Origin of the sequence: Agrobacterium vitis (assembly GCF_037039395.1) — a bacterium.
GTDB classification, from domain to species: Bacteria; Pseudomonadota; Alphaproteobacteria; order Rhizobiales; family Rhizobiaceae; genus Allorhizobium; species Allorhizobium vitis_E.
The window spans coordinates 303,561-323,734 of sequence record NZ_CP146244.1 but is presented as its reverse complement, the minus strand read 5'-3'; the positions used below and the strand labels follow the sequence as shown (position 1 = coordinate 323,734).

20 protein-coding genes and 1 pseudogene are annotated in these 20,174 nt (G+C 54.8%); 5 read left to right on the top strand and 16 right to left on the bottom strand.

Annotated elements, in window-relative coordinates:
• Positions 1-19: 19 nt before the first annotated feature.
• Together V6582_RS22915 and V6582_RS22910 are read left to right on the top strand one after the other, a co-directional pair.
• Positions 20-979: an ABC transporter substrate-binding protein gene (locus V6582_RS22915; RefSeq protein ID WP_156632700.1), complete on the top strand. Its 960-nt coding sequence runs from the start codon at positions 20-22 to the stop codon at positions 977-979.
• A gap of 27 nt (positions 980-1,006) precedes the next feature.
• Positions 1,007-2,008: a FecCD family ABC transporter permease gene (locus tag V6582_RS22910; RefSeq protein WP_349509002.1), complete on the top strand. Its 1,002-nt coding sequence runs from the start codon at positions 1,007-1,009 to the stop codon at positions 2,006-2,008.
• 9 nt (positions 2,009-2,017) lie between these two features.
• Here the strand turns inward: V6582_RS22910 and V6582_RS22905 are convergent, their stop codons facing one another.
• Genes V6582_RS22905 through V6582_RS22885 form a run of 5 tightly spaced genes read right to left on the bottom strand, consistent with a single transcriptional unit; the run spans position 2,018 to position 5,974 of the window.
• A complete protein-coding gene (locus V6582_RS22905) occupies positions 2,018-2,923 on the bottom strand; it encodes a homocysteine S-methyltransferase family protein (protein ID WP_156632699.1) in 906 nt (301 codons plus the stop codon).
• A 19-nt stretch (positions 2,924-2,942) separates the two neighbouring features.
• Positions 2,943-3,632 carry an ABC transporter permease gene (locus tag V6582_RS22900; protein WP_156632698.1) on the bottom strand — a complete coding sequence of 230 codons (690 nt, stop codon included), beginning with the start codon at positions 3,630-3,632 and terminating at the stop codon, positions 2,943-2,945.
• 8 nt (positions 3,633-3,640) lie between these two features.
• Positions 3,641-4,363 carry an ABC transporter permease gene (locus tag V6582_RS22895; RefSeq protein ID WP_156632697.1) on the bottom strand — a complete coding sequence of 241 codons (723 nt, stop codon included), beginning with the start codon at positions 4,361-4,363 and terminating at the stop codon, positions 3,641-3,643.
• 16 nt (positions 4,364-4,379) lie between these two features.
• Positions 4,380-5,150: a transporter substrate-binding domain-containing protein gene (locus V6582_RS22890; RefSeq protein WP_156632696.1), complete on the bottom strand. Its 771-nt coding sequence runs from the start codon at positions 5,148-5,150 to the stop codon at positions 4,380-4,382.
• Between the two features lie 44 nt (positions 5,151-5,194).
• Positions 5,195-5,974: an ABC transporter ATP-binding protein gene (locus V6582_RS22885; protein ID WP_156632695.1), complete on the bottom strand. Its 780-nt coding sequence runs from the start codon at positions 5,972-5,974 to the stop codon at positions 5,195-5,197.
• 162 nt (positions 5,975-6,136) lie between these two features.
• Between V6582_RS22885 and V6582_RS22880 the strand changes: the two genes are divergently transcribed.
• Entirely contained in the window at positions 6,137-6,604 is a 468-nt protein-coding gene (locus V6582_RS22880; RefSeq protein WP_070149236.1) for an Lrp/AsnC family transcriptional regulator, read from the top strand.
• Between the two features lie 46 nt (positions 6,605-6,650).
• On the opposite strand, the gene V6582_RS22875 is transcribed toward V6582_RS22880, so the two are convergent.
• From V6582_RS22875 to V6582_RS22865, 3 genes are read right to left on the bottom strand one after another with little or no spacing between them, the layout of a single operon-like run.
• Entirely contained in the window at positions 6,651-7,286 is a 636-nt protein-coding gene (locus V6582_RS22875) for an exopolysaccharide biosynthesis protein (protein ID WP_197434419.1), read from the bottom strand.
• Positions 7,287-7,290: 4 nt separating this feature from the next.
• On the bottom strand, positions 7,291-7,629 hold the full coding sequence (locus V6582_RS22870; protein WP_197434418.1) for an ATPase inhibitor subunit zeta: 339 nt from the start codon (positions 7,627-7,629) through the stop codon (positions 7,291-7,293).
• Positions 7,630-7,651: 22 nt separating this feature from the next.
• On the bottom strand, positions 7,652-7,957 hold the full coding sequence (locus V6582_RS22865) for a hypothetical protein (RefSeq protein ID WP_197434417.1): 306 nt from the start codon (positions 7,955-7,957) through the stop codon (positions 7,652-7,654).
• A gap of 459 nt (positions 7,958-8,416) precedes the next feature.
• Here V6582_RS22865 and V6582_RS22860 point away from each other — a divergent pair, with 459 nt between their 5' ends.
• Entirely contained in the window at positions 8,417-9,241 is an 825-nt protein-coding gene (locus tag V6582_RS22860) for a bifunctional allantoicase/(S)-ureidoglycine aminohydrolase (protein WP_156632692.1), read from the top strand.
• A 140-nt stretch (positions 9,242-9,381) separates the two neighbouring features.
• Here the strand turns inward: V6582_RS22860 and V6582_RS22855 are convergent, their stop codons facing one another.
• Complete coding sequence (locus tag V6582_RS22855; protein WP_156632691.1) at positions 9,382-10,119, bottom strand: endonuclease/exonuclease/phosphatase family protein; 738 nt, start codon at positions 10,117-10,119, stop codon at positions 9,382-9,384.
• A gap of 64 nt (positions 10,120-10,183) precedes the next feature.
• Between V6582_RS22855 and V6582_RS22850 the strand changes: the two genes are divergently transcribed.
• The gene (locus V6582_RS22850) at positions 10,184-11,137 is read left to right on the top strand and encodes a lysylphosphatidylglycerol synthase domain-containing protein (protein WP_156632690.1); all 954 of its coding nucleotides are present in this window, start codon (positions 10,184-10,186) and stop codon (positions 11,135-11,137) included.
• Positions 11,138-11,237: 100 nt separating this feature from the next.
• On the opposite strand, the gene V6582_RS22845 is transcribed toward V6582_RS22850, so the two are convergent.
• From V6582_RS22845 to V6582_RS22815, 7 genes and pseudogenes are all read right to left on the bottom strand, one after another.
• Complete coding sequence (locus V6582_RS22845; RefSeq protein WP_156632689.1) at positions 11,238-12,791, bottom strand: phospholipase D-like domain-containing protein; 1,554 nt, start codon at positions 12,789-12,791, stop codon at positions 11,238-11,240.
• A gap of 280 nt (positions 12,792-13,071) precedes the next feature.
• Positions 13,072-13,569, bottom strand: a complete 498-nt coding sequence (repC, locus tag V6582_RS22840; protein WP_349509001.1) for a plasmid replication protein RepC — start codon at positions 13,567-13,569, stop codon at positions 13,072-13,074.
• Between the two features lie 13 nt (positions 13,570-13,582).
• Positions 13,583-14,290, bottom strand: coding sequence for a plasmid replication protein RepC (gene repC, locus V6582_RS22835; RefSeq protein WP_349509000.1), 708 nt, complete (start codon positions 14,288-14,290; stop codon positions 13,583-13,585).
• A gap of 1,052 nt (positions 14,291-15,342) precedes the next feature.
• Positions 15,343-16,425 (bottom strand): plasmid partitioning protein RepB, encoded by a 1,083-nt coding sequence (gene repB, locus V6582_RS22830; RefSeq protein WP_156632687.1) that lies wholly within the window; start codon positions 16,423-16,425, stop codon positions 15,343-15,345.
• Positions 16,422-17,685 (bottom strand): annotated as a pseudogene (gene repA / locus V6582_RS22825) (plasmid partitioning protein RepA). Before repA ends, repB begins: the two are co-directional and overlap by 4 nt.
• A 286-nt stretch (positions 17,686-17,971) precedes the next feature.
• Positions 17,972-18,727, bottom strand: coding sequence for an ethanolamine ammonia-lyase subunit EutC (gene eutC / locus V6582_RS22820; RefSeq protein ID WP_156632686.1), 756 nt, complete (start codon positions 18,725-18,727; stop codon positions 17,972-17,974).
• Positions 18,724-20,121: an ethanolamine ammonia-lyase subunit EutB gene (locus V6582_RS22815; protein WP_156632685.1), complete on the bottom strand. Its 1,398-nt coding sequence runs from the start codon at positions 20,119-20,121 to the stop codon at positions 18,724-18,726. Before V6582_RS22815 ends, eutC begins: the two co-directional genes overlap by 4 nt.
• Between the last annotated feature and the right edge of the window lie 53 nt (positions 20,122-20,174).

Here is a 20,174-nt window from a genome sequence, read left to right as displayed (position 1 = left end):
GTAAACCATTGGACCATAGATGAAAAACGTACGTCTCACCTTCGTGCTTTCAACTGTTCTTGCAGCAGTCAGCCTCACCGCGGCCGCAGCGGAACCCGTTACCGTCAAGAGCTGTAACCGTGAGGTTACCTTTGATTCAGCCCCGCAACGCGCCGTCTCCAATGACGTCAACCTGACCGAAATGATGCTGGCGCTGAAATTACAGGACCATATGGTCGGTTATACCGGGGTCTCCGGCTGGAAGACGCTGGACGAAAAACTGCGTGATGGTGTCAGCCAAATGCCGGAACTGTCGCCGAAATATCCGAGCAAGGAAGTCCTGCTCAATGCCAATGCGGATTTCTATTTCGCTGGCTGGAACTATGGCATGAAGGTCGGCGGCGAGGTGACGCCGGACACCCTCAGCCCATTGGGCATCAAGGTCTATGAACTGACGGAAAGCTGCATTCATATCATGGCCAAGGCCAAGCCGACGATGGACGATATGTTCGTTGACCTCGTCAACTTGGGGCGAATATTCCGGGTCGAAGACAGGGCAGACGCATTGGTTGCAGGCTATCGCCAGCAATTGGCGAAAATCCAGGCCAAAATCAGCCCAACCGACAAGCCAGCAACCGTTTTTGTCTATGATTCCGGTGAACAGAAGCCGTTCACATCGGGCCGCTTCGGCATTCCGACCGCGATGATCGAAGCTGCAGGCGGCGTCAATATCATGGATGACGTGCAGAAAAGCTGGACGGAAGTGTCATGGGAACCTGTGATCGAGCGGAATCCGCAGGTGATTATCATCGTCAACTATGGCGAAGTGACCGCGCAGCAGAAGATCGATTATATGAAGCATAACCCGGCCTTCCAGAATATCGACGCTGTGAAAAATGATCGTTTCGTTGTGCTTGACTATGTCGAGGCAACCCCGGGACCACGCAATATCGATGCCATCGCCCGGCTGGCCCAAGCCTTTCATCCGCAAAGTCTGTAAGTCTTGACTTTCATTAGACGCTTATGTGTGCCGATCCTGCTGGTTCTGACGATCATCGTCGTCGTCAGTGCCGGTATTTCACTGGGTGCGGCTCCCATTCCTGTTGCCACCGTCTGGAAGATCCTCGCCAATCACCTGGTCCCGGGCAGTTTTACGGTGGATTGGCCAGCGGGGCGAGTGAGTATCGTCTGGGATGTTCGATTTCCACGCGTGCTGCTCGGTGGACTTGTTGGGGCTGGGCTGGCGCTAACCGGGGCGGTCCTGCAACCAGCGACCCGAAATCCACTCGCCGATCCGCATCTGCTCGGCGTCTCCTCTGGCGCCGCTTTCGGTGCAATCCTCGCCTTGCTGCATACCGGCATGGTCTTCGGGCTGCTGACCGTACCGCTTTTCGCATTTGGCGGGGCGCTGCTCGCCACCGCCACGGTGGGACTGGTGGCGGGATTGACTCGTAGTCTTCAGGCCGACCGGCTGGTGCTGTCGGGCGTGATTGTCGGGTTTTTCTTTACCGGGCTCGGCAATCTGCTGGTCTTTCTCGGAGATCCCCGCGCCACCCAAACCGTAACCTTCTGGATGTTGGGTGGGCTCGGCCTTGCCCAATGGCAGCACCTGATTTACCCCGCCGCCGTGCTCGCCGCCGGACTTTGCTATCTCCTGCCCAATGCGCGTTTGCTGAATGCCTTGGCCATGGGAGATGAGACGGCGGCGACCCTGGGCGTACCCGTCGCCCGGCTTCGCCTGACGCTGTTTGTGATCTCCGCGCTGATGACAGGCACAATGGTCGCTTTTTCAGGTGCCATCGGCTTTGTCGGCCTGATGGTTCCCCATATGGTGCGAGCACTGGTGGGATCAGACAATGTCCGCGTCCTGCCGCTCTCGGCGCTGACTGGCGCATTGGTGCTGATCCTCGCCGATCTCGTCGCAAGACTGGCCGTTGCACCGGAGGACATGCCGATTGGCATCGTCACAGGTCTTGCCGGATGCCTTGCCTTTCTCTGGATCATGCGCAAGACCCGACCCGGCGCATAGATGGTTAGTCTACGCAGACAGAGCCTTCGCCAATTGGTGTATATGCGCCGCGCCAATGCCGCAGCAACCGCCAATCATCGTTGCACCCGCGTCAGCCCAATCGCAGGCAAAGCGACAATAGGCATCATCCGTCAGGTCGGCGCGGGTCTCATGCAGGCCTTCATTCGCAGCAGTCTCCCCCTGCTCGCCTTCAAAGGCATTGGCATAGACACCGATCTCCAGCGAAACACCCTTTTGCTTGAATGTCGCTGCCGCCACATCCACGGCCGCCTTCATCACTTCCGGCTTACTGCAATTGAACAGCAGCGCCGATGCGCCAGAGCCAGCCGCCCAAAGAGCCGCATCCTGGACCAATTCACCGGAGCGAAGCTTCGGTTTGCCTCCAACGTCCTGCCCCGCTTCATCAGCCAGTGTAAACGAAATCCAGAAGGGCTTGCCTGTTGCAGCAACCGCTTTTTGAACGGCTTCGCCTTCGGCGATCAGGCTGAGAGTTTCTCCAAGCCAAACATCGACGAAGGGCGCTAGGTTGGCGACGAGGACATTGAGATAGGCATCAACCCTTGATGGATCGAAATTCTGCGGCTCATAGGAACCGAAGATCGGTGGCAAAGAGCCCGCCACGAGTACCTTTCGACCCGAAGCATCCGCCGCCTGCCGCGCCAACTCGCCCGACAGGGCAATCAGCGACGGGCCTTCGCTCTGGAACCGTTCTTCGCCAATGTGAAACGGCACCAATGCATAAGAGTTGGTTGTCACCACATCCGCACCGGCCGCAATAAATTCCGCATGCACCTGGCGAACGATATCAGGGGCATCGATCAGGGCCAGCGCCGACCATTCCGGTTGCTTCAACTCCGCACCGAGCCGAAGAAGTTCACGGCTCATGCCGCCGTCGAGAATACGAACCTTGGTCATATATATATAGTCCTGTTGGTTATCGCCGGATTGGAACCTGCGCCTCGACCACCCGAAAGCAACGGGCAATGATCGCGGTGAGAGCGAGATAGAAGAGGGTAACGACGATCAGCGGCTCATAGACAAGCAGCGTATCCTGGCGCACCTTGTAGGCGACCGCATAGAGATCCATGACCGTCACGGTAAAGGCGAGGGGAGTGGCCTTCAACTGCATGACCACTTCCCCGGCGATGGTGGGGAGAGCGATACGGATAGCACGCGGCAGCCAGACACGCCGAATGAGCGTGAAGCGTCCCATGCCGAAAGCACGGCCCGCCTCAAGTTCGCCCTTGGGCACGGCCAGCAATGCGCCGCGCAAAACTTCGGCCTCATAAGCCGCGTAATTGAGCGTGAAACTGACCGCCGCAAAGAAAAATCCTTCCCGTAGCAGCGGCCAGATAAGACTTTGACGAATGCCCGGGATCATCGGCAGCAATGATCCGACGCCGTAATAAAGCAACCAGAGCTGGATCAGTAGCGGCGTACCGCGAAAAAACGTCGAATAGCCGCGCGCAAGGACCCGCGTCACCGGTCCGCCGCTGACCTGCGCAAAGGCGAGGCCAATGGCCATTACAAATCCGAGGACGACCGAAATCACCAGCAATGCAAGCGTTTGCCATGCTCCGGTGAGCAGCAACGGCCAATAATTGCCTATCCAGGAGAAATCCATCACATCTCCTAGGACAGCAGCGGCTGACCACGCCGCACCCGGCGCTCGATCAGCTTGAAGAACAGATTGGAAACGAGAGTGATGGCGAGATAGAGCAGGGCGGCAGCCAGGAAAAACAGGAAATAATGCTTGGTACTCGCCCCCGCCAGCCGGGTCGCGAGCGCCAGTTCCTGGTAACCGACGACAGCAACCAGCGCGCTATCCTTGGTGACAGCCATCCACAAATTGGCAAGGCCGGGCAGGGCGTTGGGCAGCAGCGCCGGCAAAGTAACCCTACGAAACCGCAGGAGCGGCGACATGCCGAAGGCTTTTGCCGCCTCACTTTGACCAACCGGGATCGCCAGGATAGCCCCCCTGAGCACTTCGGTCATATAAGCACCCTGGACGACGCCCAGAACCGCAATCGCGGCAATCAACCCATTGACCTCGACCACTGGCATGCCAAATGCCTGCAAAAGCCGGTTAAGTCCATCGGTGCCTGCATAATAAAGACCGACGATCAGGATCAGTTCCGGCACGGCGCGCACCGCTGTCGTGTAGACATCGAGCAATCCGAGCAGCAGGCGGTTGCCGGATAGCTTGCCCAAAGCGCCGCCAATCCCAATCGCCAGCCCTATCAGAAAAGCGCCCGCCGAAATGACAAGCGTTGCCCCGGCACCCCATAGCAGCGTTCCGCCCCATCCGGGTGGATAGGGGGAAAGCAGATCGAATATGCCGGGGGAAACAGCCATTTACGTAAGCTATCGTTTACTTACCATAGATGTTGAAATCGAAATATTTCTTGGTGATCTCATCATATTTACCGCTGGCCCGGACAGCGGCCAGCGCCGCATTCAGCTTCGCCTTCAAAGCAGTATCGTCCTTGCGCAAACCGCCACCCACGCCTGAACCAAGCACGGCGGCATCATCGGCGACATCGCCCATATTGGCGCAGCAATCCTTGCCGGCATCACTCTTGACGAAAGTGTCGAGCACGATGGAATCGCCGAAGACGTAATCGATCCGTCCTGCTGCTAAGTCCTGAAAGGCTTCATCAAGCGTTTGATAGGTCTTTTCCGAGGCCACCTTGGCAAAATACTTTTTGTAATATTCAGACTGAATGGTGGACACCTGAATACCGATGGTCTTGCCCTTGACGTCATCAGCGCTGGCGCCCGGCTTCATATCCTTCGCGCCGATCAGCCGGCTGGGGGTATTGTAATATTTATCGGTGAAATCGATCACCTGTTTGCGCTCATCGGTAATCGACATGGAAGACCAGATCACGTCGAACTTCTTGGCGCCCAAAGCCGGGATCAGTCCATCCCAGGACAATTCGACGATAGAGCATTTCTCCTTCATCTCAGCGCAAACGGCATCCATCAGGTCGATTTCCCAACCCTGCCATTTGCCGCTCGCATCCTTGGCGAAGAAGGGCGGATAGGATTCATTCATAACACCGAAACGCACATCGGCCTGCGCCGAAAACGCGGAAAAGGCTAAGGCAGCGCCGGCCAAAAGCAGCGGGAACAATTTCATAGAGAGCTTTCTCCTGGTTGAATTCTGAGTTTTCAAAGATGCAGTCAGGCGCCGATGCCGCCGGTAAATTCTCGACACCGGACGCTGAGTGGATTGCCGAAGACCTGTTCAGGCGGCCCCTGCTCCTCAACACGTCCCTGATGCAGAAACAGGACATGGCTGGAAACATCGCGGGCAAAGCGCATCTCATGGGTGACGAGCAGCATGGTGCGGCCTTCCTCGGCGAGATCGCGAATGACCTTCAGCACTTCACCGACCAATTCCGGATCGAGCGCCGACGTTGGCTCATCGAACAACATAACGGCAGGTTCCACGCAGAGCGCCCGTGCAATGGCCGCACGCTGTTGCTGCCCGCCCGAGAGGAAAGCCGGATAGGCATCGCGCTTATCGTAAAGACCAACCTTATGCAGCAACGCATCGGCGCGTTCGATGGCTTCCGCCCGCTTGACGCCCATCACATGCACAGGCGCTTCGATAACATTCTCTAAAACTGTGCGATGCGCCCAGAGATTGAAATTTTGAAACACCATTCCAAGTCCGGTCCGCAACCGCTCAACCTGACGCCAGCTGGCGGGCCTTGGCTCACCACGCCGACCCAGCTTGATGGCAACCTCTTCGCCATTGACAACGATACGCCCTCGATCAGGCATTTCCAGGAGGTTGATGCAGCGCAGAAATGTACTTTTTCCAGACCCGGAGGACCCGATGATCGAAATGACGTCGCCTTTCGCGGCACGCACCGATAGGCCCTTCAGAACCGCGTGCGCGCCGAAGCTCTTGTGGATGTCTTCCACCTCAAGGGCGAAACCGCCGCCATCTGCCATACAGGATCCAGTCTTCAAATTGCCTGTCACAATAATGGCTTATCTGCGCAGTTTATGCGCGCAATTTCGAACCAGATTGCATAATTACCGCAGAAAATCCTTGCATAAAGCGGATAATCCCTGGAAAAATAGCGTGAAACGCACACTTGAGGGATCAGCCATATGGACCATTTGGATCGGTTCGATCGCCAGATCATCGATATCATTCAGAGAAATTGTCAGTTGAAGGCAGAGATTATTGCCGAACAGATCGGGCTTTCTCTATCTGCGGTACAAAGGCGCCTGAAACGGCTGCGGGAAGAGGGGATCGTCAAAAGCGAAGTGGCGGTGGTCGACCGCAAGATGACCGGCCATCCCATGGTGTTTATCGTCGGCATGGAGATTGAGCGCGACAATTACGATGCGCTCGCCCGCTTTCGCACCTGGTCGGAACGGCAGGATCATATTCAGCAGGTTTACTATGTCACTGGTCAGGTCGATTTGATCGCAATCGTCACCGCCCGCGATGTTGAGCATTACGACGATATCGCTGCCCTTATCATGGCCGAAAACCCGCAAATACGCCGAATGCATACCAATGTCGTGCTGCGGGATATAAAGCTCGGGCTCTTCGTACCGATGGCGAAATAGCGGCAATCTCCTTCGCCACCGGCAGAAAAGCCAACCAGCAGACCCGCTAAAATGCCCAGGTCAGCAGGTTTCCAGCGGCGGTGACGAGATAATAGGTCACGACACCGGCGCCAGCGGCAACGAAGAGTGAAAAAATCACCACAAGGCCATCACGTTCCGCAAGAGCGATAGCGATCAGGATGATTGCAAGCGCCGGAGCGGTATTGCCAAAGGGAATTGGCAGCGAGATTAACACCGCCAACGCGAGAATTGGCAGTGCCAGGATCATTCGCGCCGTCTTGCCCGTGAGAAACGGGAGGCGCCCGGCGATCAGCCAGCTCTCGAGTTTCAGCACCCAGGGCCGTCCGAGCCGCACCATTGTTTCCACCACCTTGAGCGACACGGTTCGCCGCGCAATGAAACCCGGAAGCCAGATCCGGTCCGCACCATACAACATCTGCACAGCAACGAACGCCAGGCAGGTGCCGAAAACCATGCCGAAAGGACCGGGCAGGGGGACCAATGTAGGCAGGCAAAGCACCAGCAAGGTGAAGGCTATCCCAATGCGCCCCCGCCGGCCGATCAGTTCCCCGATGGAAATACCACCACGCAAACGAGCAGTTTCCAGCACCTCCAACAGGAAGCCGGAGCCCCGCACAATGTCATCACCTGCGGCAGGACCCTGCTGTCGAGACATCATCATCATATTAATCCGTACAACCGCTATCCCGCAGCGCTTGCTGATGCGACGAGCGCAACACAAGGTGAATATCGGCTGTGCTGATTGCCATCTCAGCCGATGCGAAATCTGCTTGAATTTTTTCAACAAGATCGAGATCACCAGGCAATCGATGATCTTCCACATGCAGCGCCTGGGCGTAAAGCACCAGATCCTGGCCACGCAGTCCCAAACGTTCACCAGCCCAGAACCCAGTCAGAACATTCCGACGGGCACGGATTGTGAAGGTGGTGTCGTCCTTTGGGCACCAGTCCGGCCCTGAAACGCTCTGAACCATCGCATGTCCTCTGTCGTGAAGTTTTGTCATAACCTGTCCTTGTTCAAATCGTCTATACATCGTCGCCGGTCTCAGATCCAAGCATTGAGAGGGCGGTCCGACACTCAGGTGAAATTTCCGAGACAACCGCAACCGGCGTAGTCCAGCCAAAAGAAATGCGTAAGCCAGAGGCAACAGCCCAGCTTGGGTCATCAAGCGCCTGATGTAATAATTTCGGAGCTGAATCTCGCACGCATGTTTGCGCCTGTTCTATTATACTTGCCGATGCATTCATCGACGCCAGGCGATTGCGAAGATCCGCCTCTATCGGGTCGATAAGAAAAAAGCTCACCAGAGTGGCGAAGATTTCCGTAAACATAACCCTGCTCCTAGCGCACGATATTCAAAAGCTTAGGGGCGGGGATACGGTAACGGCAGTCACGACCGGCGCGATACGACATGTTTATCGCCATCGATGACAAGCAATTGAACTGGAAAAATGCGCGCGAACCACCTGGTAGAACCAAGACCATGGCTACAATCCTATGCCGGCGCATGTGTCGAAAACGGTCCGACATCGCAGAAGCGCCGGCGGCTGCTGCCAGAGGGGCCCGGACCACGGGTTGGCTTGAAGATGGCGCTGTAAATCGACTGTTTCAAGGCATGGGTTCGACAATTTCATGGAATTTTTAATTCGGAAAATGGACAGTTATCCAAGCCCTATATCGTGCAAAGCGTGTTTTCAGAAGAAAAAGACAGCACGTCGCGATTCCTGTTATTGCGGTTATGCGATACAAGACAAAGGAAACCATCCGGAGAAAAGCCAAGGGCGCATCGCATGACCGAGAACAGCTATTTCACCAATTACGGGGGCCTCCCGCCCCAAACCCAGTTGCTTTCGGGCAAGGCTGTTTTCAAAACCGCCTATGCCGTCATTCCAAAGGGCGTGATGAGCGACATCGTCACCAGTCTTCTTCCGCATTGGGAAAAGACCCGCGCCTGGATTATCGCCAGACCCATGACTGGATTTTCCGAAACCTTTTCACAATACGTGATGGAAATCCAACCGGGTGGGGGCAGCACGCGACCGGAACCGGATGCCAATGCGCAAACAGCCATTTTCGTTGTCGAAGGTGCGTTCACGCTTACACTTGGTTCAGCTGTGCACAACCTGCGTGCCGGATCATTCGCTTTTCTGCCAGCCGGTTCGACATGGACAATTCTCAACACCAGCGGTGCACCGACAAAATTCCACTGGGTTCGCAAGACGTTCCAGCCGGTAGACGGATTGGAGCCGCCACCGGCAATCTTCACCCACGAAGACGAGCACGAAATTGCTATGATGCCGAACACCGGTGGCGCCTGGGGGACGACCCGGTTCATCGATCCAAATGATATCCGCTATGACTTCCACCTGAATATCGTCAGCTTCCAACCCGGTGGCATCATTCCTTTCATGGAAACCCACGTGATGGAGCATGGCCTCTATGTGCTGGAAGGCAAAGCCGTCTATCGACTGAACGACGATTGGGTTGAGGTCGAGGCCGGTGACTTCATGTGGTTGCGCGCCTTTTGCCCACAAGCCTGCTACGCTGGCGGCCCCGGAAGGTTCCGCTATCTGCTTTACAAGGATGTCAACAGGCACGCCCGTTTGTGGCCTTGAGCTAGCTCAGCTTATCCTTAGGAAAATCGAAATGCGAGGGATGGATATTCCTTCGCATTTCAAGGATGAGCCCACCCGGTCAGAGTATTGAAATTGATAATCAACATTATGGAACTAATGGAGCATTATTCAACGCGCAATCAAGTTTGCATCGTAACAAGGAGCGGCAGATGATCGGACGCTTGACGTGCCAAAGGTGTGTCAATGACCCGTGCGTCAAGGATATTCAATCCACCTGATGTCAGTACGTGGTCCAGCCGCAGGAATGGAAACCGAGATGGAAAAGTCGGCTTCGGCCGACTGAGATTATCGGACTTGAGGTTAGCTTTCGTGGCATCGGCCAATCTTGCCGTCAAGAGTTTGAAAGCTTTGGAATTCGGTACAGCGTTCAAGTCGGCTGCGACCGCAATGGGAGCATCTGCCTCCAGCAATGGTCCTAGCCATTCCACACCTAAAAGCGTCCTTGCCTGCTCCGCTCGCTCCCCCGCCCTTAGGCCGAAATGTGTCACGCAGACGTTAACCGAAATATCCCCAATCAATACCTCTACCAACAGCGCACCCCTTTGCTCACCGCGTGATGGCAACATGCCCTGCTGGATGATCCGGGTCGGAAACCGGGTCAAAAGTGCATCGCCATATCGTTCCTCAGCGACATTCAAGGCGGAATGAAAATGTGATTGCATGGTGAGATAGCCAGCGATCACTTCCGCTTGATCAATTCCAGACGTTCGGTTTCGGCCGACATCCACTTCCTGAAGACAAACAATATCTGCATTGGTGGCTGCGATCACGTCGGCAATTCTGGCTGGATCAAGTCTTCTGTCTGTGCCGATACAGCTATGAATATTGTAGGTAAGGAGGCGAAATATGGAGCTCATTGCGAGGGAACACCTTAGGCGGGAAATCGTTCCCTGTACCAAGAGCAACCTCGGAAACGGTTTGATGCAGAAGAAGATTTTACTAAATGGCATTTTTCTTGCCGCAACAGCAATAGCCCTTTGGCTGAGCTACCGGGCGCTGAGCAAATTTTCTCTCAACGATATCGAAACATCATTGTCTGCCATCCCTTGGACAGGTTTTGCTCTGTCATTATTTTTCTGTGCCGTGTCCTACCTCTGTTTGACCGGCTTCGACTATCTTGGCATCCTCTATGCCGGTTCTCGTTTGTCCTGGCGCAAAGCCGCGGTCGCTTCGTTTGTCAGCCTCTCAATCGGACATAATGTCGGCTTGGCTGCGCTGTCCAGCGGTGCGGTCCGCTATCGATATTATCGGCGCTGGGGCTTAAAAAATGAAGAAATCGCCAAAATCATTCTCTTTTGCGGCGCAACCGTCGGAATCGGCTTGATAGGATTGGCTGGCATTTGCCTTGCCTTGTTTCCGCAGAGTGCAGCCAAGCTCGGCGGCATGGGGAGCTTCGCCGCTCGGCTAATTGGTTTTGCTTGTGTTGCTGCAATTGGTATCTATCTCGTCGCCTCAGCTTGGCTGCGCGGTGAGATACGAATATACAAATGGCGCTTCTCACTACCAACCTTGCCCATCGCTCTTGCCCAAGTCGCAGTTGGCATCGCCAATTTCACCGCAGTCGCTGCTTGTCTCTTCTGGTTGGCCAGATCTTCCGCTGGCTTTTTCGAAACGACAACCGCTTATGTCATGGCCAACCTCTCAGCGCTGGTTGCCCATGTTCCTGGCGGACTCGGCGTAATGGAAGCGACGATTTCATTCATCATGGGCAAAGACGCCTCGATCGGTGCGCTCATTGCATTTCGCGTCGTGTATTTTTTCATCCCGCTGGCAATCGGCATCCCGATCTTTGCTATCAGTGAATGGTATTATTCCCGCCGCGAACGTCGGGACAATTCCTCGTCAAATGAGACGGTGAAAGCAGCAACTCTTTGATGATGTCATAGGCAGCAGTCACAACAATAAAAGCCCAGCATAGAAAAGCCCTTGTGACCTTATCAATCACAAGGGCTTTCTGTCAGCTCCGGAATATAGTTCAACTGTTGTTGGCAGACATCCGCCGCTGCGAGCCATCGGCCCGGCTCAGTCCCGCCTTCGACATTGCCATGCGCCGGATTTTCTTCAGCATTGAAAATGGAATAGAAACCAATTGCAAAGGCCACCAGGGTGCTTTGGGGTCAACAAGTCCTGTTGCAAAATGCAAGCTTGTCTTGCCATGCTCGTCGCCTACCGGAAAAGATCGCAGTCCACGCGCTCCAATATTCACTCGATCCAAGGCACGCACCAATGATCCGGCCTCGTCCTGCGCTTTTGCCAAATCAGCACTCGGCAGACCAAGATGCTCACCAAGCAGGCCGTTTCGCATGTCGGTCAAGATCTGTCGTTCTTTGTCGCTATGCATTTCGATGGCGACATCAAGTTCCGTATCAAGGCCAACCGACCTCTGGTTCAGATTCGACGACCCGACGCGAATGAAAACATCATCGACGATAATCAATTTGGCATGGACCAAAACTTCCTCGCACTTATCATCGCGGCTCTCATCCGGGACAACTGGATAGAAAGCACGAAACCGACCAAACCGATCGGCCTGTCTAAGCTTGCGGATCATTCTATCACGATTTTCGCCCAGTACTTTTCTTTCAAGAAATCCATGCGAATTTAGCGTCGAAATCAACACAACCTCAGGGCCATCCGGCTCACTCAATCGAGCCGCCAAAAGATCGGCGACATCTTTCGAGGCAAAATATTGGCTTTCTATATAGATAAGCCTCTCTGCCCGTGACAGGCAATCAAGGGTGAGTTGGAGCGTCTCCCGAACGGATGTGCTTCTACGAATTGCCGGTTCGGTCCGCGCAAAAGCGATGTCACAATTTCTCAAGACATAACGTGCAGCCGGCGGAAAAGAATGAAAATAGCAGCGTGGACGCACCAGATCTTCACCCGTCGCCTGCCACCACCGGCGCCTGGCGATTTCAGCCGCGACTTCGGCTGCTTCGCCGTCAACAGCCATCTGAACATCGTGAACCGGCTCATACCGTTCGCCTTTAGGCGTGCGACGTAAAGGTTGATCGGCCCGGTGCTCGGGCGTATCCCACCGCTTGGCCGTAAGATCGATGCCGCCAATAAACGCCAGCGCATCATCGATAACCACCATTTTCTGATGATGAGAACCTCGAACGGCATGCCGCGTATCGAGCCGCAAATCTATCCTCGGATGCGCTTTAAGTTCGGTTTTCCCGAGCATGCGCAGGGATTTTCCAGAATAGATAGGGCCCATCGCCCAGACAAGAATGTGAATGGAAAGACGGCTATTGTTGTCGACAAGCGAAATGAGGAACTCACCTAATGTGGGTGAAGCTTGATCTTCCGGTATAAGCTGGATGTCAGGGTTAAAGTCCCAACCGATGATGAATATCTGTTCCTGAGCACGGGACAGAGCATCCGCAAGCGCACGAAAATATTGCGCACCATCGATCAGAAATCCCGCTTTAGATGCAACACCCGTCTTCCAGGCATTATGACCTACTCTGATCACCTGATCCGATCCATTGCGGTGATGGCTGCTGGCCTTCTCGAAACCCTGCATATTTCTTTATCCCAGCCGGATGATCGCGTACCCGAATTACGCTCCAATTGCCTGCTGCATCGTTACGGCCGTTTTCACGGTCAGAGTTGTCTACTCACGCTTCAGGACCATAAGGTTTCGCGTCATAGACAAACGCATTGCAGTGATATTTGTTCCGCCTCGATCTGGCAAAATTCCAGGGTCAGTGGAGAAGCGGAAGAAACCTGATCTTCAAAGGATGCGACGTAAACAAAGTTCCTATCGCATCAGCCAACTCAGATTTCTTCAACGCCATCAAGCTTTACGATTTGCTCCGTGGCAGGTTTTTCTCGAGCGCTTGAAGCATGGGGTAAACGCTGAACTGCCCTTGCTCAGCCTTTTCGGTCAATGTCCGAAGATAACCACCTGCGGAACGAATTGCTTCGGCTCGCTCAAGCATAACAGCGACGGTAATTGCAGCGGCCTGTTCACCCATCGCTTGTTTCGCCTTCAACCATGCATCAGGGGAGATGCCCAGCATCGTCCGCACAGTGTCAGCTGACCTGATCAAGTCATTCCATTCGGAAATCCCATCTTTAGCGTAGTCGTTGATTTGCGGGCAAAGCGTTTTCAACCTTTTCAGGCTTACAGCCAATCTGCGCTGATCGAGGGCAGGTGATGCCGGCTCCTCTGTTTTATGATCATTGCCGTTTTTATCAAATTGTAGTTCTGATTTTGAATTCTGTTGATGCCGCTCATTTTGATGCTCATTGCCGCTCATTTCCTCTTCAGAAAGGCTTGAAAGATAATCGTTTTCCACCTGTGCCAGCAGTTCACGCAGCTTCTTGCGCCAATGTTTGCATATCGCTGCTGAATTTCATTCTTGTGCGTGTTTTGCAAAAAGTCTGATAGCGAAGCAAATAGCTTTCCCAGTCCCCTGCTCGCCCCTCTTCAAGCGCGAGAGTGATTATCTTGGAAATGTCGCGGGATAAAACAGTGACTTCTCCTCGCAAGGCACGGAACTGCTTGGCTTCAGCACGGGCGCTTTCGGCTGCGCTGTAGATTTCTTCTGCTTTCAGCACAAACGGTGCTAGATCGAAGCCGAATGCATCCTCGATTTCTCCAGTTTCGTCTCTGCGGCAATAGCGCTTGCCATTGGCGCTATCACGCCGAAAGATCATGCCTGCCTCGACAAGGTAGGCCAAGTGCCTGCGTATGGTCGCTGGCGCCATTCCTCTTGCTCGAAAAGCCAATTCCCGGTTGGATGGAAAGACGATAACGGGTTCCCGGCCATCCAGTTCGCGCTCGGTGGTGAAGCTGACAAGCGCTTCAAGCAGGCAAATCGTCCTGTCACCCAGACCATAGACAGCACGCGCCTCCGTTAAGGCGCGAAGCAATTGCCATTTGTCAGCGCGACCAGAAGAGTTTGTGCCTTCGGTTTGCCGCAGTTCCGCTTGGCGTTCGCCAATGCGTGCTTGTCGCGCCAGGACGCGACCGGACATCCGTCCGCCGCCAAAGGGCGTTGTTGCAGCTCGTTCCATAATGTCGCGTCCCCTTTACAAGGAGACAAGCAGGCCCAAATGACAACCACTGACACTCAATCAACCCGACAGGGCGGGTTAACGATTTCCGGAATAGAATAGTTTTAAGTCCATTCCCTTCTTCGGCAATCCATCAATCGACTACGCAATTCCTAACTTGAAACACAAGCAAGGAGACTATTTCGCAGCAGGTTGACGTGATACGGCATCCGATTGATAAAATCGCAAGGATACCGTCGGCGCATGAATTCATTGCTTGGTATCTGAATGATCCAAGACCAGTGAACTCAGCAAAGTATCGACAACGAACGAGGCGTAAAGCAAAATTGACCGTTTCATGCGCGATAAGGCGCCATGTAAGGCCAATCTTATCTCTTATAGAATCCACAGGTTTGCTATCTGAAATCCGAGGAATTCAGCATATTACGCAACGGTCGATCTATTGCATAACTCCCTAAATCGGACCCGACGTAAGGAGCAAACTATGCGGCAGATCTAAAGCTTACGGCACCTACTGCATAATTCCTTCAATCGGAATCGATTGAAGGAGAAAATTATGCCGCAGATTAAAGTGTTACAGCCTCCTTTGTGCGTTTTCTAAAACGCACGGCGCTGTAATATGCATTTGATAAAATGCACAAAGCCGCAAGCATCGCCCGCATTGTGGTCGATACCATTCCATCATTTTGTCTAAGCACCATTATGGCTTGGCGCTGCTGCCAGCGCCGCAAAATCAAGACGCAAAAAGATACATCATGACCCACGAATATGCGGTCATGTCTTGACTTTTATGGCCAGAAGTGATTCTCTTGCATTGCTACATAGAAGAGGGCTTCCGAAATGGTGACGTTTTGGGGCCTTTTTTCTTGTCTCGTATTGCTTCCTTCTCGTTGCACTTTACAGCGCTTGCGTTCGATAAAACACAACGCGCCATAACCCGTTGTAACCTCTGCGTAGTGTCCTCTTAAAATCCCTTGGGATTTAAGTGGCATGCAATAATCCTGCAAAATGCAGGTCTACAGCACCCAGCAAAAGCCGGATGCAAACCGATTTCAGTCGTGTTCGCCGTCCAAATAGGCCGCATAAGCAGCCGCCAGACGCGTTTCGAACTGATCGACAAACCCCGGATTGGCTTCCGCCAGAAATTCAATCTTCAGCCGCCGCCCCTGCCGTCCGATACGGGCGAAGACACGGCCATCTGGGCCCCTGATGTCCTCTGGTTCCGGACGCTCCACAGGCGCCTTGCCGGACAGCGTATCGAATAGTTTTTGAAACCGTTCATCGGTGGCTGCGATCCGAAATCCGTCTGTAGACACCAATCCAGCCGCTTTCACCTGCCCCTGCTCGCTCGAGAGCAATTGGCCAAGTGCCATCCACCTCTCGCGGCCTGCCTTCGGAGCTGGGCCAACGGCGCGAGCAAAGCGCTCAGGGACACTCTCTGCCACCTGGATAAGCCGCGACAGCTCGCTTTTTTGCACCGAAAGCGCCTCGCCGATGACCTTTCGATCAAAACCACGATCGGCCAATGCCTTGGCAAACAAGGCACGCTCGATGAAGGTGAGATTGCGTCGCTCGGCATTTTCCTTGCCTTGAGCCAGCACAAGCTCGTCGTCGCTCAAGGGCCGGATAAGCGCCTTGACGGCAATGCCGAGGCGCTTGGCAGCACTTAAACGCCGGTGACCATAGGCAACCTGATAGCGGTCGGCGTCAACGGGATGCCGACGCACGAGGATCGGAACCTGCTGGCCACTCTCGCGCATGCTGGCAACCAGCGCGACGAAATCTGGATCGTCTCTTTCCTCATCACTCAAGCGATCTGAAACGAAGGACGCATCGATCTTATCCGTAGCAAGGGAAATGACCCTTTCGCCCTCGTCAATCGCCTGGCGCAAAGCACGCGCTTCTTCCGCCTCTCTGGTGATAGAGGACAAGGTCAATCCCATTGCCTTTATCGCCCCTGAGGCTGCGCGCGCCACTGGCGCTGCGGGGCTCTGTTCTTCAATAGTGTCTGCGCTACGCGGTTCGCCGGTCACCGTTGGTTGCGGAACAGAGGGTTCCGCAGTATCTGGACGTGCCCCCGATCCTGGATCGGAAAACAGCGCGCGCAACTCGCTTTTTCGGTTTTTTCCAATCATTCTTTGCGTCCCCACGCCGTGTGGATCAACTGTTCGATTTCGGCATTTACCGATTCCAGCGCTTCAATCGCCCGGTCGTACGTGCCACGGCTGAAATTTTCGCGGCCAACTTCGTAAAGCGTCTGTTTGGTCAATCCGGCATCGGAAATTGCCGTCGATTTGACCATCGGCGAGGTCAACACCCGTTCCCCGAACAACGACCGCAGAAAACCGACAATTTGCGCCTGAGGACCATCATTCGGCTCAAACCGGGTGACGAGATAGCGTAGAAAGTCGAAATTCAGTGTGCCACCTGCTTCGCGCACGACACCGAGTAGATCCGATGTCATGAACAGAAACTGGCTCATGGACGCCACATCCAGCATCTGCGGATGCACAGTGACAATCACCGATGTCGATGCGCAAAGCGCCGACAATGTCAGATATCCAAGCTGCGGCGGGCAGTCGATGACGACGACATCATAATCATCCGCCACGCTGTGCAAGGCATTCTGCACTCGGGCGAAAAACAGGCTCTTGGCATCGCCCGTCTTTCGTTCCGCCAAGGCACGCGGCGTCACATGCTCAAATTCCTGCAATTCCAGGTTTCCGGGCAACAGGTCGAGATTGTGAAAATAGGTCTTGCGAATGATCTCCCGCAGCGGCCTGACTTCATCGTCATAGCGGATGGCGCCATAAATCGTGTCATTGCCGACCAGATCGAGTTCCGGCTGATAACCAAACAATGCAGACAGCGACGCCTGCGGATCGAGATCGACTGCCAGAACCCGGTGTCCGGTCATGGCCAGATATTGCGCAAGATGAACGGCCGAGGTGGTTTTACCGGAACCGCCCTTGAAATTTGTCACGGAAATGATCTGCAAATGCTCGCCACGTTCGGCGTCACGCCATTTCACATAGGAACGGGCCTTGGAAACATTGCCTTTTATCATCGCCTGCTCGGCCAGGTAATGGCGCAGCGCGTCAATATCAGAGAGCGAATAGTAGCGGCGCCCACCTGCCCCAACGACGGGCGCAGGGCCTTCACCGGCAAGCGACAATTGCCGCAAATAGCCGTCCGAGACGCCCACCAGACGCGCAGCTTCGCCGGACGTGAAAGTCCGCAGGGTTTTGCGCGACGCTGGCGCAAACAGCCGCTCCCGCATGGCCTTCAGTCTGGGCTGAAAGGGCACGCGCGTCTTCGGCAATGGTCTCATCGGCGGGGCGCAAATTCGTCTCCTGTTGTTCAGTCGCCGTGCTGGACGCAACCGCCATGATCATCTCCCGATAAAGCGCCTGCCTTAGCTTCGAACGGTTTGACCATTCCACACTTGCATACGCCTAAACTTTCGTTACCGCGCAAACTGACTGATTCTCTTCTGGAATGATATACGCACCAGCGGAAAACTAACAGCATACACAGCTTGTTACGGCAATAGCAGACATATCGAACGTTTCATCGTAAATGTGCCGCATACAGCGAGTCGCGTCAAGTCGGTGCCGGAAGCTGAAGAAATGCTTAGCCGACCAAATCGTTCAGAGATTAAAGTTATTTTTTAACAGTTACTTAGGTCGACGATTTCATGTTGTGTGAGAGCGAGAGCCCATCCGCCGCATTTTCCTTCAGGTCGACACCTGAGAGTTTCAACCGTAAGGCTTCCTTCACCAGCCAGGAAATCTTTTCCGCCGCCGATTCGTAAGACAATCCGTCGTCATGAATATTGGAAATGCAGTTGCGCTCACTATCGCGCCGTCCTTTACGCGGTGCAAAGGTGATATAGGCGCCAAGACTATCGGGAACGCTAAGGCCGGGCCGCTCTCCAATCAGGACAATAGCCACTTGCGCTCCGAAAGCCGCCGCGGCTTCATCGCCAAAAGCGACACGCGCTTGTTTTCCAAGGATGACCGGGGCAACTGAGAAACCGCCGAGCCGGCGCACCGTGGCCTGGTAGACCGGAACGGCATGGCGCTCCACCGCCGCTGCCGAAAGGCCATCGGCAATGATGAAGGCGATTTCGTAGGTCTTGCCCGGTGCCGGAAGGTCATGGCTATCCGGCATGCGCCCAAGGTCGGGGCGGGTCAGGTAGGTCGCTCGATCTTTTGCCAGTGAGTGGACCAGCACAGTTTCAATGGGGGCAAGCGCCGTGGCGAGTTTTTCGAAATCCACTTCCCCGTGGACGGCATCACGCGCCCTGGCATGGGCCAGTTGAAATTCCAGTACGGCCTGTGTCGGCATCGCATCGCCTGCCCGGCCAAGTCCGATGCGCGCCCGAGTGGCGCTTCTGAACCTTGCAAAGGGGTCAAAATCGACGGAATTGCTCATGCCGATGCCTTGTAAGACAGAAGGTTGCGGGAAAAGGCGTTGGAATGGGGCAATGGCGCCAATCGACCGGACCGATCGATCATCCCCATCCGCTTCAGCCACGCTTCGAACTCCGGTGCGGGTGGACGGTTGAACTGGTGACGAAGACCGACAATATCATGATAGGATAGGCTTTGATAATTGAGCATGACGTCGTCTGCACCCGGCACGGCAATCAGGAAATTCACGCCTGCGACGGTCAGGAGCACCATCAGGTTGTCCATGTCATCCTGATCGGCTTCGGCATGGTTGGTATAACAGACATCGACGCCCATCGGCACGCCCAGCAATTTGCCACAGAAATGATCTTCCAGTCCGGCGCGGATAATCTGCTTGGCATCGTAAAGATATTCCGGCCCGATGAAGCCGACCACCGTATTGACCAGCAGCGGTTTGACCTCCCGCGCCACGGCATAGGCCCGCACCTCAAGCGTCTGTTCATCGACGCCATGATGGGCATCAGCCGACAACGCGCTGCCCTGCCCGGTCTCAAGATACATGACATTGTCGCCAACGGTGCCGCGTTTCAATGATAGCGCCGCCTCGCGCCCCTCGCGTAAAACCGCGAGATCGACGCCAAACCCGTGATTGGCAGCCTGTGTCCCCGCCACCGATTGAAAGACGAGATCAAGCGGCGCGCCTGCCTCGATCGCCTGGATCGAGGTTGTCACATGGGTCAGGACACAGGACTGTGTCGGTATTTCGAAACGGTCCCTGAGTTTGTCGAACAGATGCATCAACCTTATGCAGGCTTCGAGATTATCACTGGCCGGATTGATGCCGATCACCGCATCCCCTACGCCATAAAGCAGGCCGTCCAAGGTCGAGCCAGCCACCCCCTCCGGATCGTCGGTCGGATGATTTGGCTGCAACCGGCTGGAAAGCCGGCCCGAAAGCCCAATTGTCGAGCGAAACGCGGTGATAACGCTGCATTTCGCCGCAACCGTGATCAGGTCGTGATTACGCATCAACTTGGAAACAGCCGCCACCATTTCCGGTGTCAATCCGGGGGCAAGCGCCGCCAAAACCTCGCTTGTTGCCTCATAAGACAGCAGCCAGTCACGAAATTGACCAACAGTCATATGAGAGACCAGCGCAAACGCCGCAACGTCATGGCTATCGACGATCAGCCGGGTAACCTCGTCGGTCTCATAGGGAATCAGCATGTCCTGAAGAAAGGTCTTCAAGGGAAGATCGGCAAGCACATAGCGGGCCGCGACCCGGCGTTCATTGCTGCTTGCGGCAATCCCTGCCAATTGATCCCCGGACTTTGGCGGCGAAGCGCAGGCCATCAGGCTTTTCAGATCGTCGAATACATGGCGTTGCCGCCCAAGGATGATCGAATAAGATGCCATCACCGTTCTCCTTGCCAGACGAAGCGGGAAAATGCCCGATATGCCTGTCCATG